This window comes from Curvibacter delicatus NBRC 14919, from assembly GCF_001592265.1.
GTDB lineage: Bacteria > Pseudomonadota > Gammaproteobacteria > Burkholderiales > Burkholderiaceae_C > Hylemonella > Hylemonella delicata.
The window spans coordinates 84,801-99,797 of sequence record NZ_BCWP01000006.1 but is presented as its reverse complement, the minus strand read 5'-3'; the positions used below and the strand labels follow the sequence as shown (position 1 = coordinate 99,797).

Here is a 14,997-nt window from a genome sequence, read left to right as displayed (position 1 = left end):
GCATCTCCTGGTTTCCCCGGGCTCAGGCCCATACCTTACCAGTATTTGATGCACATCAAGAAGGGATTTGCGCTTTCCGGGCACATTGAGCATCAGTCGAGGATCCCCCATGAATGCCGAAACCGTTGAGCCCGTATCCCCCGAGTTGCTGCGCCGTTATGACGTGGCCGGGCCGCGCTATACCTCCTATCCAACGGCAGACCGCTTTGTCGAGGCTTTCACGGCGAACGATTACGTGCAGGCCCTGCAGCAGCGTCGTTCGGGTGCGGCCGCCTTGGTGCTGCCGCTGTCGTTGTATGTGCACATTCCTTTTTGCGAATCCCTGTGCTACTACTGCGCCTGCAACAAGATCATCACCAAGCACCATGACCGCGCGGCTGAGTACCTGTGCTACCTGAGTCGCGAGGTGGATCTGCACACCGCCCAGCTGGGCGTCGGGCAGACGGTGTCGCAGCTGCACTTGGGTGGTGGCACACCGACCTTTCTCAGCGATGCCGAGCTGCGTGAACTCATGGCGATGTTGCGACGCAACTTCACGCTGACGCCCGGCGGTGAGTACTCGATTGAAGTTGACCCGCGGACCATCGACGCCAGCCGGCTCGATACGCTGGCCGAACTCGGTTTCAACCGGTTGAGCTTCGGTGTGCAGGACTTTGACCCCGCCGTGCAGAAGGCGGTGCACCGGGTGCAGCCGGCCGAGCAGGTGTTTGCCTTGGTTGATGCGGCGCGCGCCCGCGGTTTCGAGTCGATCAACGTTGATCTGATCTACGGTTTGCCGCAGCAGACGCCCGAGTCGTTTGCGCGCACGCTCAAGCAGGTCACCGAGTTGCGGCCGGACCGTATCGCGCTGTATGCCTATGCGCACTTGCCGGAGCGCTTCAAGCCGCAGCGGCGTATTGCCAGTGCCGAGTTGCCCGGTGCGGCGGCCAAGCTGTCCATGCTGTCGAATTCGCTGGCCACCTTCATGGGGGCCGGCTACGTCTATGTGGGCATGGACCATTTCGCCCTGCCCAACGATGCCTTGGCGATCGCCAAGCGGCAGGGGCGCCTGCACCGCAATTTCCAGGGCTACAGCACCCAGCCGGATTGTGACCTGATCGCCCTGGGTGTGTCGTCCATCGGCCGGATCGGCGCGACCTACAGCCAGAACGCCAAGACGCTGGAAGAGTATTACGACGCCATCGACCATGGCCGCTTTGCCGTGGTGCGCGGGCTGGCCTTGTCGCGCGATGACCTGGTGCGCCGCGCCGTCATCATGGCCCTGATGTGTCAGGGGGAGGTGCTGTTCGAGTCCATCGAGTTGGCCTACCTGATCGATTTCCGCAGCTACTTTGCTGCCGAGATGGCAACGCTGCAGAGCCTGGTGGAGCAGGGGCTGGTGACGGTGGACGACAGCGGCGTCCAGGTCACGGCCAACGGCTGGTTCTTCGTGCGGGCCGTGGCCATGGTGTTCGACCGCTATCTGCAGGCCGACCGCAACCGCGCGCGCTTCTCCAAGATCATCTGAGCATCCACCTGGAGTTGCTCTAGACTCGGGCACATGCAGACATCACTTGCCGTCACGGCCCTGCTCATGGGGCTGGCGGGCGGTCCCCACTGTATCGCCATGTGTGGCGCCGCCTGTGCCGGCATCGGCCAGGCCGCCGGCGCCCACAAGAATGCGGCCATGTGGACGTTCCAGTTCGGGCGCATCATCGGTTATGCCATCCTGGGCGGTCTGGCCGCCGCTTCCATCCAGGGCCTGGGCTGGCTCACCATCCAGTCCTCGGCCCTGCGTCCGGTCTGGAGCCTGTTCCACGTGGCTGCCCTGTTGCTGGGGCTTTTGCTGCTGTGGAAGGCGCAGCAGCCGATCTGGCTGGAGAGCGCCGGGCGCAGGCTGTGGGCCGGGGCCCGGGCACTGGCCGCCGGGCGGGGCCATGGCGCGCCGCTGGTGATCGGCATGTTGTGGGCCTTGCTGCCCTGCGGCCTGCTGTACTCGGCCCTGCTGGTGGCGGCCATGACCAGCCATCCGCTGGAGGGGGCCGCCGTGATGGCCTTGTTTGCCCTGGGCACCAGCGTTTCGATGATGGCCGGCCCGTGGCTGTGGCTGCGTCTGAGTGGTCAACCCGGTGCCGGGGATTGGGGTGTTCGGCTGGCAGGGCTGGCGCTGGCAGCCAGTTCGGCCTGGGCCTTGTGGATGGGGCTGGTGCACAACACGGCACCCTGGTGCGTGACCCCCAGTGTCTGAGGGAAAAGGGGCGGGCGCTATCATCGCGCTTTATGGCGAGTTCACCTTGCGGTATCCCTGCGCAGCTTCCGGCTGATGAAGAGACGCGGCTGCAGGCCCTTGAGTCCTTCCGGATTCTGGACAGCCTGCCCGAGCAGTCCTACGACGACATTGTCACGCTGGCCGCGCACATCTGCGGTGTTCCGGTGGCATTGATCAGCCTGATTGACAGCGAGCGCCAGTGGTTCAAGGCCAAGGTGGGTCTGGAGGTGCCGCAGACGCCGCGCGAGCTGGCCTTCTGCGCCCACGCCATCCTCAACCCGGCCGCCATCATGGAGGTGCCGGATGCGACGCAGGATCCGCGTTTTGCCCACAACCCGCTGGTGACGGGCGAGCCCGGCATCCGCTTTTATGCCGGGGCGCCGCTGGTCACATCGTCCGGCAGTGCGTTGGGCACGCTGTGCATCATCGACAAGGTACCGCGCCGCCTGACACCCGCCATGGCCACGGCCCTGCAGGCGCTGGCGCGGCAAGTCGTCCGTTTGCTGGAGTTGCGTCGGGCTCTGGCCGAGCTGGAAGCGCTGGCGCAAGCGCAGCAGGAGCGCCAGCAGCAACTGGAGGCCACCCAGAATCGGCTGGACCAGGTGATTCTTGAGTTGGCCCAGCAAACCATGACCGATGCGCTGACCGGGCTCAAGAACCGGCGCGCCTTTGACCAGATCCTGCGGGAGGATTCGGCGCGCATGGCACGCACGAATTCCTCGCTGGCCTTGATCCTGCTCGACATTGACGGCTTCAAGGCATTCAATGACGAATTCGGCCACGTTCGCGGCGACGAGGCCTTGCAGCAGCTCGCCCGCGTGCTGCAGTCGCAGGCCCGGCCTTACGACCGGGTCGCCCGTTACGGCGGGGAAGAGTTCGCCATCGTCCTGCCGGACACCCGCATGGCCGAGGCGCTGGGCGTGGCCGAGCGCATCCGCCAGGAAGTGCAGGATGCCGTTTGGCCGCACCGGCCCGTCACGGTCAGTCTGGGGGTTGCGGCAGCAAGCACCAGCCAGGACAGCCTTACCCTGGTGGCGCGTGCCGACAAGGCGCTCTACGAGGCCAAGGCAACGGGGCGCAATCGCGTGGTGCGTGCTGACGAAACCCCCTGAACAGTCGTACCTGGGCTGGGATAATCCGCGCATGCCTTTGAAGAAGCCTGTTGCCCCTGAGCGCTGGCGCATGTCGGTTGCCCCCATGCTGGACTGGACCGACCGCCATTGCCGCTACTTCCACCGCCTGCTGACCTGCCAGAGCCTGCTGTACACCGAGATGGTCACCACCGGTGCGCTGCTGCATGGCGACGTGGCGCGTCACCTGCGCTTCAATGCGGAAGAGCACCCCGTGGCGCTGCAGCTGGGCGGGAGCGAGCCGGCCGACTTGGCCCGTTGTGCCGCGCTGGGCGAGGAGTGGGGCTATGACGAGATCAACCTGAACTGCGGCTGCCCGAGCGAGCGCGTGCAGCGCGGTGCCTTCGGCGCCTGCCTGATGGCCGAGCCGCAGCTGGTGGCCGATTGCGTCAAGGCCATGGTGGATGTGGTCTCGGTGCCGGTGACGGTGAAGCACCGCATCGGCATCGACAAGACCGAGAGTTACGACTTTGTGCGCGACTTCGTGGGGGCGGTGGCCGAGGCTGGCTGTCACGTGTTCATCGTCCACGCCCGCAATGCCTGGCTCAAGGGGCTGTCGCCGAAGGAAAACCGCGAGGTGCCGCCGCTGCGCTACGAGCTGGTGCACCGGCTCAAGCGCGAGTTCCCGCAGCTGACCATCGTCGTCAACGGCGGCATCAGCACGGGAGCGCAGGTGGCAACCCAACTGGCGCAGCTCGACGGCGTGATGGTCGGGCGCGAGGCCTATCACAACCCCTGGTGGCTGGCCGAATGGGATGCCGCGTATTACGGCGCCGCACCGTCGGGCCTGACGCGCGAAGCGGTGGAGGCGCAGATGGTGGACTACATGGTGCGCGAGGCGGCCGAGCATGGCACGTCCTGGTATGCCATTGCCCGCCACATGCTGGGCCTGCGTCATGGACTGCCGGGCGCACGGCGCTGGCGGCAGGTCTGGAGCGACCACAAACTCAAGACCCTGCCGCCGCACGAGGTTCTGGCGCTGGCGCATGAGGCGGTGCCGAAGGCGGCCTGATCGCCGGGTTCCAAGGGAAATCGGGCTGATGCCCTTGCCAATATTTCGCCAGCAGCTATAAAAATAATAGCGATTGGCGCTGGCGCATCGGCTGTTTCTGCCGGAAGACCCCGCTGGCCAGCGCCTCGGCCGCTCAGCGAGCGGCCGGCTTCTGGTACATCAGCTCGATCTGCTCACCGAAGTGGCCCATCAGGTTGTTGCGCTTGAGCTTGAGCGTCGGGGTCATGAAGGTGTTGTCGATGGTCCAGGGCTCCAGCGACAGTGCCACGGCGCGCGGCACGGCATAACGCGCAAAACTCGACGTCACATGCTCGATGCGTGCCAATGCGGCCTTCAGTGCGTCCGGGTGGCTCAGGCTGGCGGTGTCATCCGGGTCGAGGCCTAGTTCTTCGGCCAGGCGGCGCCATTCGTCGCGCTGCACCACGGCCACGCAGGCGATGAAGGGGCGCTGCTCACCGACCACGAATACCTGCTCGAACAGCGGGTCTGAGGTGATGGCCAGTTCCAGGTCGCCCGGCGGAACCTTTTCGCCGGTGGAGGTCACGATGATTTCCTTGATGCGCCCCAGGATGCGGATGCGGCCATCGCGGATCTCGGCCTGGTCGCCCGAGGCCAGCCAGCCGTCAACCGACAGGATGCGGTCGGTGTCTTCGGGGCGTTTCCAGTAGCCCTTCATCACGGACGGCCCGCTCACGAGCAGTTCGCGGTTGGCGCCGATCCGGACGGCAACCCCGGGCAGCGCCCGCCCCACCGTGACCGGGTCGTTGTCGCTCAGGGCATTCACGGCCACCACCGGTGAGGTCTCGGTCATGCCGTAGCCTTGCAGTAGCGGCAGGCCCAGGCCGAGGAAACAGCGGGCGATCGTCGGCGACAGGGGCGCGCCGCCGCTGACGGCCACGCGCACGCGGCCGCCGAACTGCGCCAGCAGGGGCTGCGCCACCAGGCGCTGCAACAGCGACCAGGGCAGCAAGCGCCAGAGGCCGGCGGCCCGTTCATCTTCCGGCCGCGGGGGCAGCAAGCCCTGGCCAGCCCGGAAGCGGCGCCAGCCCACGGCCTGTGCCGCCTCGAACAGACGCATCTTGAAGGGCGAGGCGGAGACCTTTTCCAGCAGCTTGGCATACACCCGCTCGTAGATGCGGGGGACCGAGATCAGCACCGTCGGGCGCACGATCTTCAGGTCTTCCGCCAGCAGCGCCACCGAGCGTGCGTACGCCACGCAACTGCCCGCCGCGATCGGCAGGTAGTAACCGGCCGTGCGCTCGAAGGTGTGCGACAGCGGCAGGAAGGACAGGAAAACGTCGTCTTCGGTGGGCGTGACGCGCGGCAGCACGGCTTTCACGTTGGCCACCACGTTGCGGTGCGACAGCATGACGCCCTTGGGTTTGCCGGTGGTGCCGGAGGTGTAGACGATGGCCGCCAGGTCCTCGGGGCCGGGTGGCGTGGCCAGGCTGACATCGGCCTGGCCGCGAGCCAGCCAATCGGCCAAAGTGACCACCGACAGGCTGCTGGTGGTGGCGGGCAGGGGGTGGTCCACATCGGTCACCACCACGGTGCGCAGCGCCGGCAGCGGGGTGCCCACGTCGCGGATCTTCTCCCATTGCTCGGCGGACGTCACCATGAGCAGCGAGGCTTCGCAATCGGCCAGGATGTAGGCAATGCTGCCGGGGTTGTCGATGGCATGCAGCGGCACCGGCACGGCGCCCTGGGCCAGGGTGGCCTGGTCGATGCTCATGGCATTCAGGCCGTTGGGCAGCAGGATGGCCACACGGGCGCCGACCGGCAGCTGGCTGGCCGCCAGGGCGCGTTGCCATTGTTTCACCCGTTCCAGGGTGGCGGCCCAGCTCAGGCTGAGCCAGCGGCCGCTGGCGGCATCGAATTCACGGAAGGCTTCGCGCTGGGGGCTGGTGGCGGCGCGGAATGCGAGCAATTGGGGCAACGTGTCGACGCGGCCGAGATCGGGAGTGACGGAATGCATGCAATCAACAATTCAGGACGGGATGCGTCGGCTGGGCGGGCCTGGCCGGCGCGATTCGGGGCTGCAGGCGGCCGGGAGGCTGCCAAGCCTAGGGTAAACCCTCGAATCATACGCTGACTGGCAGGGCTGTCCGGGCCGCCTGTGCGACAGCCGGCCGCCCGGGGACAGCTCAGGTGGCGGCTTCCAGGCCGTTGCGGAAGTGCGCCTGCATGGCCTGGGTGGCGGCTGCGACGTCGTGGGCCAGCAGCGCCGCCACGATGGCGCGGTGCTCGGCCAGTGATTCTTCGATGCGGCCGGACTTGAACAGGGAGTGGTGGCGGTTGAGTTTCATGACCTTGCGCAGGTCAGCCACCATCTGGTCGCGCCAGCGGTTGTCGGCGATCTCCAGCAGGCGCATGTGAAAGCGTTCGTTGATCTCGAAAAAGCGCTCCCGGTCCTGTTTGGCCGGCTGGGCTGCGGCCTCCAGCTCGTCATGCAGGGTCTGCAATTCGCGCAGCTGGGCGTCCGTCGCCCGGCTTGCCACCACGCCGGCGGCATCCGACTCCAGCAGGGAGAGCAGGTGGTAGACGTCGGCCAGGTCTTTTTCATTGACCTCGGTGACGTAGGCGCCACGGCGCACCTTCATCGTCACCAGGCCTTCGGCCGCCAGCACCTTGAGGGCCTCGCGCAGGGGCGTTCGGCTGATGCCGTAGTCCTCGGCAATCTTCAGTTCATCAATCCAGCTGCCGGGTTCCAGCTCGCGTTTGAAGATGCGCTGGCGCAGGAGCTCGGCCACTTCTTCATAAAGTGCGCGGGGGGAAAGCGATACGGCAGACATGGCGGTGATTGTAAGCTGTGCAGAATATTTTGCATCAATAATTATGAATGATGTAAACTCCACGCAACGCAACACTGGGTGCCTTGTTGTGCCCCGCCGCCACGCCATGAGCCAGAAAAACCCCGAATTCCAGAGTGCCAGCCTCGAGGCTTGGCACAAAGCTGCCGTCAAGTCCGCCCCCGGCGGCGACGTGAACGCCCTGAACTGGGTCACGCCCGACGGCATCAGCGTCAAGCCGCTGTACACCGCCGCCGACACCCAGAACCTGCCATACGCCGACACGCTGCCGGGCTTCGAGCCCTATCTGCGCGGCCCGCAGGCCACCATGTACGCCGTGCGCCCCTGGACCATCCGCCAGTACGCCGGCTTCTCCACCGCTGAAGAGTCGAACGCTTTCTATCGCAAGGCGCTGGCCGCCGGCGGCCAGGGCGTGAGCGTGGCCTTTGACCTCGCCACCCACCGCGGTTACGACTCCGACCACCCGCGCGTGACCGGCGACGTCGGCAAGGCCGGCGTGGCGATCGACTCGGTGGAGGACATGAAGATCCTGTTCAACGAGATCCCGCTCGACAAGGTCAGCGTTTCCATGACCATGAACGGTGCTGTGCTGCCGGTGCTGGCGGGTTACGTGGTGGCAGCGGAAGAGCAGGGCGTGAGCCAGGACAAGTTGTCCGGAACGATTCAGAACGACATTCTGAAAGAGTTCATGGTCCGCAACACCTACATCTACCCGCCCGAGCCGAGCATGCGCATCATCGGCGACATCATCGAGTACACGAGCAAGAACATGCCCAAGTTCAACTCGATCTCGATCTCGGGTTACCACATGCAGGAAGCCGGGGCCAACCAGGCGCTGGAGATGGCCTTTACCCTGGCCGACGGCAAGGAGTATGTGAAGACCGCCATTGCCAAGGGCATGGACGTGGACGATTTCGCCGGCCGCCTGTCCTTCTTCTGGGCGGTGGGCATGAATTTCTACTTGGAAATCGCCAAGATGCGCGCCGCCCGCCTGCTGTGGTGCCGCATCATGAAGGGCTTCAACGCCAAGAACCCGAAGAGCCTGATGCTGCGCACGCACAGCCAGACCAGCGGCTGGAGCCTGACCGAGCAGGACCCCTACAACAACGTGGTGCGCACCACCATCGAGGCCATGGCAGCCGTCTTTGGCGGCACGCAGAGCCTGCACACCAACAGCTTCGACGAAGCCATCGCGCTGCCGACCGAGTTCAGTGCCCGCATCGCGCGCAACACCCAGCTCATCATCCAGGAAGAGACCCACATCACCAACGTGATCGATCCCTGGGCCGGCAGCTACATGATGGAGAAGCTGACGCAGGACATGGCTGACGCGGCCTGGGCGATCATCGAAGAGGTCGAGGCCATGGGTGGCATGACCAAGGCCGTGGACAGCGGTTGGGCCAAGCTCAAGATCGAAGCCGCCGCGGCCGAGAAGCAGGCGCGCATCGACTCGGGCAAGGACGTGATCGTCGGCGTCAACAAGTACAAGCTGAAAAAGGAAGACCCGATCGAGATTCTCGAGGTCGACAATGTCAAGGTGCGCGAGGGCCAGATCACGCGCCTGAAGGCTATCAAGGCCAGCCGCGACAGCAAGGCGGTGCAGGCCGCGCTCGACGCACTGACCGCGGCGGCCGAACAGGGCAACGGCAACCTGCTGGACCTGTCGATCCAGGCCATCCGCCTGCGTGCCACGGTGGGCGAGGTGTCGGATGCGCTGGAAAAAGTTTTTGGGCGCCATCGCGCCGATACGCAAAAGGTGACCGGTGTGTATGCAGCAGCCTATGACTCAGCCGAAGGCTGGGAATCCCTCAAGAAAGAAATTGCCGACTTCGCCGACAGCCACGGCCGCCGTCCGCGCGTGATGATTTCCAAGCTCGGCCAGGACGGCCATGACCGCGGCGCCAAGGTGGTGGCCACGGCCTTTGCCGACCTCGGCTTCGACGTCGACATGGGGCCGCTGTTCCAGACCCCCGAGGAGTGCGCCCGCCAGGCGATCGAGAACGACGTGCACGCGGTGGGCGTCTCCACCCTGGCGGCCGGCCACAAGACGCTGGTGCCGGCCATCATCAATGAACTGAAAAAGCAGGGCGCGGACGACATCATCGTCTTCGTCGGTGGCGTTATTCCGCGCCAGGATTACGACTTCCTGTACGAAGCCGGCGTCAAGGGCGTTTACGGCCCGGGCACGCCGATTCCGGCCAGCGCCAAGGACGTGCTGGAACAGATCAAAGCCGCCCACAAGGCCTGACGTGGCGCCTCTGCCTCTCCTGGACGGCATCCTGCAGGGCAGCCCCGCCCAGCAGCGCCGCGCCATGGCCAAGGCCATCACGCTGCTGGAGTCGACCCGGGCCGACCATCGCGCGCAGGCCGACGAGCTGCTGACGGCCTTGCTGCCGCACACCGGCAACTCGTTCCGTCTGGGCATCAGCGGTGTGCCCGGCGTGGGCAAGTCCACCTTCATCGAAGCGCTCGGTCTGTACCTGATCAGCCAGGGCCATCGCGTGGCGGTGCTGGCGGTCGATCCGTCGAGCAGCGTGTCGGGTGGCTCCATCCTGGGCGACAAGACCCGCATGGAAAAGCTTTCGGTGCACGAGCAGGCCTACATCCGCCCCAGCCCGAGCAGCGGCACGCTGGGCGGCGTGGCCGAGAAGACGCGCGAGGCCATGCTGGTGTGCGAGGCGGCTGGTTACGACATCGTGATCGTCGAAACCGTGGGCGTGGGCCAGAGCGAGACGGCGGTAGCCAGCATGACCGACATGTTCGTGCTGCTGCAGCTGCCCAACGCCGGCGATGACCTGCAGGCCATCAAGAAAGGCGTGATGGAGCTGGCCGATCTGGTGGCCATCAACAAGGCCGACATCGACCCGGCTGCCGCCACACGTGCCCAGGCACAGATCACCTCGTCGCTGCGGCTGCTGGGCCTGCACGGCAACCCCGAACATGCGCACCACGACGACAAGCTTTGGCATCCGAAGGTGGTGCAGCTTAGTGCCCTGCTGGGGCAGGGCGTGGACCACTTTTGGGCAGCCGTCACCGAATTCCGCTCTCTGCAGACCGCCAATGGCAAGCTGGCCTCTCGGCGCCAGGCCCAGGCCCAGGCCTGGATGTGGGAGCGCATCGAGGCCGGCCTCAAGCAGGCTTTCCGTGCCCACCCGCAGGTGCGTCAGCTCCTGCCCCAACTCCATGCCGACGTGGCGGCCGGCCGGCTGGCTGCCTCCACCGCTGCAAGAAATCTGCTTCAGGCCTATGAAAAACGGGCGTGAGCAGCTATCAAATCAGTAGTAAACATCTTCATATATCAGCACCGACAGAGGACGAACCATGCACGACATCCTTGAACAACTGGAAAAGAAGCGCGCCGCCGCGCGCCTGGGCGGCGGCGAGAAACGCATCGCCGCGCAGCACGCCAAGGGCAAGCTCACCGCACGCGAGCGGCTGGAAGTGCTGCTCGACGAAGGCACCTTCGAAGAGTGGGACATGTTCGTCGAGCACCGCTGCGTCGACTTCGGCATGCAGGACAACAAGATCCCGGGTGACGGTGTCGTCACCGGCTACGGCATGATCAACGGCCGGCTGGTGTTCGTCTTCAGCCAGGACTTCACCGTCTTCGGCGGCGCTCTCTCTGAAGCCCACGCCGAGAAGATCTGCAAGATCATGGACCAGGCCATGAAGGTCGGCGCGCCGGTGATCGGCCTGAATGACTCGGGTGGCGCGCGCATCCAGGAGGGTGTGGCCTCGCTGGGTGGTTATGCCGACGTGTTCCAGAAGAATGTGCTGGCCTCCGGCGTCATTCCGCAGATCAGCATGATCATGGGCCCGTCGGCCGGTGGCGCGGTGTACAGCCCGGCCATGACCGACTTCATCTTCATGGTCAAGGATAGCTCCTACATGTTCGTCACCGGCCCCGAAGTGGTGAAAACAGTGACGCACGAAGAAGTGACCGCCGAGGAGCTGGGCGGTGCCGTCACCCACACCACCAAAAGCGGCGTGGCCGACCTTGCGTTCGAGAACGATGTGGAAGCGTTGCTGATGCTGCGCCGCCTCTACAACTACCTGCCGCTGAACAACCGCGAGAAGGCGCCGGTGCGCAAGAGCGGCGACCCGAGCGACCGCATGGAGCTGAGCCTGGACACGCTGGTGCCGGACAACCCGAACAAGCCTTACGACATGAAAGAGCTGATCGTCAAGACGGTTGATGACGGCGACTTCTTCGAGATCCAGCCCGAGTACGCCAAGAACATTCTGATCGGCTTTGCCCGCATGGACGGCCAGACGGTGGGCATCGTGGCCAACCAGCCGTTGGTGCTGGCCGGCTGCCTGGACATCAAGAGCTCCATCAAGGCGGCGCGCTTCGTGCGCTTCTGCGACGCCTTCAATATCCCGGTCGTGACCTTTGTCGACGTGCCCGGTTTCATGCCTGGCACGTCTCAGGAGTACGGCGGCATCATCAAGCACGGTGCCAAGCTGCTCTACGCTTATGCCGAGTGCACCGTGCCGAAGATCACGGTCATCACGCGCAAGGCCTACGGCGGCGCCTACGACGTGATGGCCTCCAAGCACCTGCGTGGCGACGTCAACTTCGCTTGGCCCAATGCCGAGATTGCCGTGATGGGCGCCAAGGGCGCAGTGGAGATCATCTTCCGCGAAGACAAGGGCGACCCGGCCAAGCTGGCCGCCAAGGAGGCCGAGTACAAGGCGCGTTTCGCCAACCCGTTTGTGGCCGGTGCGCGTGGTTTCATCGACGACGTGATCCTGCCGCACGAGACGCGCAAGCGCATCTGCCGCTCGCTGGTGATGCTGAAGGACAAGAAGCTGGACAACCCGTGGCGCAAGCACGGCAACATCCCGCTCTGAAGCCGCTTTACGAGTCCTGCCATGCCCAAAGCAAGCCGCGCCGAGCAAGCCCGTGTGCTGACCGACATCCCGAACATCGGGAAGTCGATGGCGGCCGATCTGCGCGGCCTGGGCATAACAACGCCGCAACAAGTGCGTGAGATGGACCCACAGGAAACCTTCGAGCAACTGCGCGGCCCCATGGGCCGGCGCCATGACCCGTGCGTGCTGGATGCCTTTCTGGCTGCACACGAATTTATGAACGGCGGGCCCAGCCAGCCGTGGTGGAACTTCACGGCCCGGCGCAAGGCGCTGCTGGCCCAACAACCTTGAGAGAGAACAGGACGTCATCATGTTCAAGAAAATCCTGATTGCGAATCGCGGCGAGATCGCCTGCCGAGTCATCGCCACCGCCAAGAAGATGGGCATCGCCACCGTGGCGGTGTATTCCGAGGCCGACCGCGACGCGCGCCATGTGCTGCTGGCCGACGAGGCCGTGCTGCTGGGCCCGGCGCCGAGCCGCGAGTCCTACCTGGTGGCCGACAAGATCATTGCCGCCGCCAAGCAGACCGGTGCCGAGGCCATCCACCCCGGCTACGGCTTCTTGAGCGAGAACGAGGCTTTTGCCAAGCGGTGCGAGGACGAGGGCATTGCCTTCATCGGCCCCAGGCATTTCTCCATTGCCGCCATGGGCGACAAGATCGCCTCCAAGAAGTTGGCCAACGAGGCCAAGGTCAACACCATCCCCGGCTACAACGACGCCATCAGCGGCCCCGAGCAGGCGGTGGAGATTGCCAAGGGCATTGGCTACCCCGTGATGATCAAGGCTTCGGCCGGCGGCGGTGGCAAGGGCTTGCGTGTGGCCTTCAACGACAAGGAAGCCTTTGAAGGCTTTGCCAGCTGCCAGAACGAAGCCCGCAACAGCTTCGGCGACGACCGCATCTTCATCGAGAAGTTCGTGCAGGAGCCGCGCCACATCGAGATCCAGATCCTGGGCGACAGCCACGGCAACGTGATCTACCTGAACGAGCGCGAGTGCTCGATCCAGCGCCGCCACCAGAAGGTGATCGAGGAGGCGCCGTCGCCCTTCATCAGCGAGGCGACGCGCAAGGCCATGGGCGAGCAGGCCGTGGCCCTGGCCAAGGCCGTGAAGTACCAGAGCGCGGGCACGGTGGAGTTCGTGGTCGGCAAGGACCAGGACTTCTACTTCCTGGAGATGAACACCCGCCTGCAGGTGGAGCACCCGGTGACGGAATGCATCACCGGTCTGGACCTGGTGGAGCTGATGATCCGTGTGGCCGCCGGCGAGAAGCTGCCGCTGACGCAGGCCGATGTGAAGCGCAACGGCTGGGCCATCGAGTGCCGCATCAACGCCGAAGACCCGTTCCGCAATTTCCTGCCCTCCACCGGCCGCCTGGTGCGTTTCGCACCGCCGACGCAGAGCATGTGGCAGTCCGATACCGAGCACCTGTTCGGCGTGCGCGTGGACACCGGCGTGCAGGACGGTGGCGAGATCCCGATGTACTACGACTCGATGATCGCCAAGCTCATCGTGCACGGGAAGGACCGCAATGACGCGATTGCCAAGATGCGCGAGGCACTCAATGGCTTTGTCATCCGCGGCATCAGCTCCAATATCCCGTTCCAGGCTGCGCTGCTGGCGCACCCGAAATTCGTGGCCGGCGACTTCAACACCGGCTTCATTGCCGAGCACTACAGCAAGGGTTTTGCCGCGGAAGACGTGCCGCACGAAGACCCGAATTTCCTGGTGGCGCTGGCAGCCTTCGTGCGCCGCAAGTCGCGTGAGCGTGCCACGACGATCTCCGGCCAGCTGCCGGGTTATGCCGTGAATGCCGGCAAGGACTATGTGGTGATCACACTGGCAGCCGACGGCAAGAACACCTACACCCCGGTGCATGTGGACGAGTTTGTGGGCGAAACCGGCTCGGCACGTGTCAAGATCGGCGCGGACAGCTATGAAATTCGTAGCAACTCGCGCCTGAACGACATCTGCATCACCGGCACGGTGAATGGCCAGGCCTTCACCGCGCAGGTGGAGCGCGGCATGCAGAAGAACCCGCTGGCCTTGCGGCTGCAGCACAACGGCACCCGCATCGAGGCGCTGGTGATCTCGCCCCGCATGGCTGAGCTGCATCAGTTGATGCCGTTCAAGGCGCCGCCGGACCTGAGTCGTTTCGTGCTCTCGCCCATGCCCGGTCTGCTGGTGGATGTGGCCGTGCAGCCGGGCCAGAAGGTGCTGGCAGGCGAGCGCGTGGCCGTGATCGAGGCCATGAAGATGGAGAACGTGCTGTTCGCCGCCGCCGACGGCGTGGTGGGCAAGGTGCTGGCGGCCAAGGGTGACAGCCTGGTGGTGGACCAGCCGATCGTGGAGTTTCAATGATGACACGTCCTTTCAAGGTGCTGGGCATCCAGCAGATCGCCATCGGCGGGCCTGACAAGACCCGCCTGCAGAAACTCTGGGTCGACATGCTGGGGCTGGAAATCACCGGCACCTTCAAGAGCGAACGCGAGAACGTGGACGAGGACATCTGTGCCATGGGGAGTGGCCCGTTCAAGGTCGAGGTCGATCTGATGCAACCGCTCGACCCCGAGAAGAAGCCGGCCGTGCACACCACGCCGCTCAACCACGTGGGCCTGTGGATCGACGACCTGCCCAAGGCCGTCGAATGGCTCACGGCCCGCGGCGTGCGTTTTGCACCCGGCGGCATCCGCAAGGGTGCGGCGGGTTTTGACATCTGCTTTTTGCACCCCAAGGCCAGCGAGGAGTTTCCGATCGCCGGCGAGGGCGTGCTGATCGAGCTGGTCCAAGCGCCGCCCGAAGTGGTGCGTGCCTTCAGCGCCCTGGCGGCCTGATTTTCTTGCTCTGTCAGGCCGGGTTAACCCTGTTTCAGGGGCCCGGCCTCGTCATTCCTTATGCTGAATCTTGCCTAGGTGGCGTCCGCG

12 protein-coding genes are annotated in these 14,997 nt (G+C 65.1%); 10 read left to right on the top strand and 2 right to left on the bottom strand.

All coding sequences use genetic code 11. The annotated features are described in order from the left end of the window. Positions 1-109 precede the first annotated feature (109 nt). The 4 genes from hemN to dusA are packed head-to-tail and all read left to right on the top strand — an operon-like array spanning position 110 to position 4,390. Positions 110-1,507 carry an oxygen-independent coproporphyrinogen III oxidase gene (gene hemN, locus CDE01S_RS04815; RefSeq protein ID WP_066704506.1) on the top strand — a complete coding sequence of 466 codons (1,398 nt, stop codon included), beginning with the start codon at positions 110-112 and terminating at the stop codon, positions 1,505-1,507. A gap of 33 nt (positions 1,508-1,540) precedes the next feature. Then, the gene (locus tag CDE01S_RS04810) at positions 1,541-2,227 is read left to right on the top strand and encodes a sulfite exporter TauE/SafE family protein (protein ID WP_066704504.1); all 687 of its coding nucleotides are present in this window, start codon (positions 1,541-1,543) and stop codon (positions 2,225-2,227) included. 32 nt (positions 2,228-2,259) lie between these two features. Then, on the top strand, positions 2,260-3,360 hold the full coding sequence (locus CDE01S_RS04805; protein WP_066704502.1) for a GGDEF domain-containing protein: 1,101 nt from the start codon (positions 2,260-2,262) through the stop codon (positions 3,358-3,360). Positions 3,361-3,391: 31 nt separating this feature from the next. Next, entirely contained in the window at positions 3,392-4,390 is a 999-nt protein-coding gene (gene dusA, locus CDE01S_RS04800) for a tRNA dihydrouridine(20/20a) synthase DusA (protein ID WP_066704501.1), read from the top strand. Between the two features lie 133 nt (positions 4,391-4,523). On the opposite strand, the gene CDE01S_RS04795 is transcribed toward dusA, so the two are convergent. Further along, positions 4,524-6,365, bottom strand: coding sequence for an AMP-dependent synthetase/ligase (locus tag CDE01S_RS04795; protein ID WP_066704500.1), 1,842 nt, complete (start codon positions 6,363-6,365; stop codon positions 4,524-4,526). Between the two features lie 169 nt (positions 6,366-6,534). Then, positions 6,535-7,182 carry a GntR family transcriptional regulator gene (locus CDE01S_RS04790; protein ID WP_066704499.1) on the bottom strand — a complete coding sequence of 216 codons (648 nt, stop codon included), beginning with the start codon at positions 7,180-7,182 and terminating at the stop codon, positions 6,535-6,537. Between the two features lie 106 nt (positions 7,183-7,288). Here CDE01S_RS04790 and scpA point away from each other — a divergent pair, with 106 nt between their 5' ends. From scpA to CDE01S_RS04760, 6 genes are read left to right on the top strand one after another with little or no spacing between them, the layout of a single operon-like run. Continuing rightward, complete coding sequence (gene scpA, locus CDE01S_RS04785; protein ID WP_066704497.1) at positions 7,289-9,448, top strand: methylmalonyl-CoA mutase; 2,160 nt, start codon at positions 7,289-7,291, stop codon at positions 9,446-9,448. Position 9,449: 1 nt separating this feature from the next. Continuing rightward, the gene (meaB, locus tag CDE01S_RS04780; RefSeq protein WP_084382732.1) at positions 9,450-10,463 is read left to right on the top strand and encodes a methylmalonyl Co-A mutase-associated GTPase MeaB; all 1,014 of its coding nucleotides are present in this window, start codon (positions 9,450-9,452) and stop codon (positions 10,461-10,463) included. A gap of 58 nt (positions 10,464-10,521) precedes the next feature. Further along, entirely contained in the window at positions 10,522-12,054 is a 1,533-nt protein-coding gene (locus tag CDE01S_RS04775) for an acyl-CoA carboxylase subunit beta (RefSeq protein ID WP_066704495.1), read from the top strand. A gap of 21 nt (positions 12,055-12,075) precedes the next feature. Further along, positions 12,076-12,366, top strand: a complete 291-nt coding sequence (locus CDE01S_RS04770) for a helix-hairpin-helix domain-containing protein (protein WP_066704493.1) — start codon at positions 12,076-12,078, stop codon at positions 12,364-12,366. 19 nt (positions 12,367-12,385) lie between these two features. Beyond that, entirely contained in the window at positions 12,386-14,434 is a 2,049-nt protein-coding gene (locus tag CDE01S_RS04765) for an acetyl-CoA carboxylase biotin carboxylase subunit (RefSeq protein ID WP_066704492.1), read from the top strand. Then, positions 14,434-14,907, top strand: a complete 474-nt coding sequence (locus CDE01S_RS04760; protein ID WP_066704564.1) for a VOC family protein — start codon at positions 14,434-14,436, stop codon at positions 14,905-14,907. Before CDE01S_RS04765 ends, CDE01S_RS04760 begins: the two co-directional genes overlap by 1 nt. Positions 14,908-14,997: the final 90 nt, after the last annotated feature.

What these genes read in the sequence shown, in the direction of transcription:
- dusA (WP_066704501.1), top strand. Translation starts at nt 3,392, where the DNA reads ATGCCTTTGAAGAAGCCTGTTGCCCCTGAGCGCTGGCGCATGTCGGTT.
- CDE01S_RS04805 (WP_066704502.1), top strand. Translation starts at nt 2,260, where the DNA reads ATGGCGAGTTCACCTTGCGGTATCCCTGCGCAGCTTCCGGCTGATGAA.
- CDE01S_RS04775 (WP_066704495.1), top strand. Translation starts at nt 10,522, where the DNA reads ATGCACGACATCCTTGAACAACTGGAAAAGAAGCGCGCCGCCGCGCGC.
- CDE01S_RS04765 (WP_066704492.1), top strand. Translation starts at nt 12,386, where the DNA reads ATGTTCAAGAAAATCCTGATTGCGAATCGCGGCGAGATCGCCTGCCGA.
- CDE01S_RS04760 (WP_066704564.1), top strand. Translation starts at nt 14,434, where the DNA reads ATGACACGTCCTTTCAAGGTGCTGGGCATCCAGCAGATCGCCATCGGC.
- CDE01S_RS04795 (WP_066704500.1), bottom strand. Translation starts at nt 6,365, where the DNA reads ATGCATTCCGTCACTCCCGATCTCGGCCGCGTCGACACGTTGCCCCAA.
- hemN (WP_066704506.1), top strand. Translation starts at nt 110, where the DNA reads ATGAATGCCGAAACCGTTGAGCCCGTATCCCCCGAGTTGCTGCGCCGT.
- CDE01S_RS04770 (WP_066704493.1), top strand. Translation starts at nt 12,076, where the DNA reads ATGCCCAAAGCAAGCCGCGCCGAGCAAGCCCGTGTGCTGACCGACATC.
- CDE01S_RS04790 (WP_066704499.1), bottom strand. Translation starts at nt 7,182, where the DNA reads ATGTCTGCCGTATCGCTTTCCCCCCGCGCACTTTATGAAGAAGTGGCC.
- CDE01S_RS04810 (WP_066704504.1), top strand. Translation starts at nt 1,541, where the DNA reads ATGCAGACATCACTTGCCGTCACGGCCCTGCTCATGGGGCTGGCGGGC.
- scpA (WP_066704497.1), top strand. Translation starts at nt 7,289, where the DNA reads ATGAGCCAGAAAAACCCCGAATTCCAGAGTGCCAGCCTCGAGGCTTGG.